The organism is Streptomyces aureus, from assembly GCF_000725495.1.
In the GTDB taxonomy this organism is placed as follows: domain Bacteria; phylum Actinomycetota; class Actinomycetes; order Streptomycetales; family Streptomycetaceae; genus Streptomyces; species Streptomyces aureus_B.
The window spans coordinates 1-249 of the sequence record NZ_JNZD01000115.1 but is presented as its reverse complement, the minus strand read 5'-3'; the positions used below and the strand labels follow the sequence as shown (position 1 = coordinate 249).

At 66.3% G+C, this 249-nt stretch carries 1 protein-coding gene; it reads right to left on the bottom strand.

What is annotated here, in order from left to right; translation table 11 throughout:
* Positions 1-249: zinc ribbon domain-containing protein (locus IO36_RS36215; RefSeq protein ID WP_037626666.1), on the bottom strand; the 249-nt coding region annotated here is incomplete at both ends.

The window sequence follows — 249 nt, the reverse complement described above, 5'->3', positions numbered from 1 at the left end:
GGGGGACACGGCTCCGCACGCGGTGCACGCATACGTTCGTTCGGAGAGGGGAAGTGCGTGCTTGGTTCTCGCACCGCACTGTGCACAGTCCATCGTGGTGTGGGCCGGGTGCACGAGGTGCACGATGCGGCCGTGTTTGCGGGCCATCTCGATCAGCGCGGTCTTCGTCACGCCGATCGCGGCGTCGGCGGCTTTGCGGGCCATCGTGGACTTGGCGAGGAATTTCGGCTTGAAGTCCTCGACGGCGAG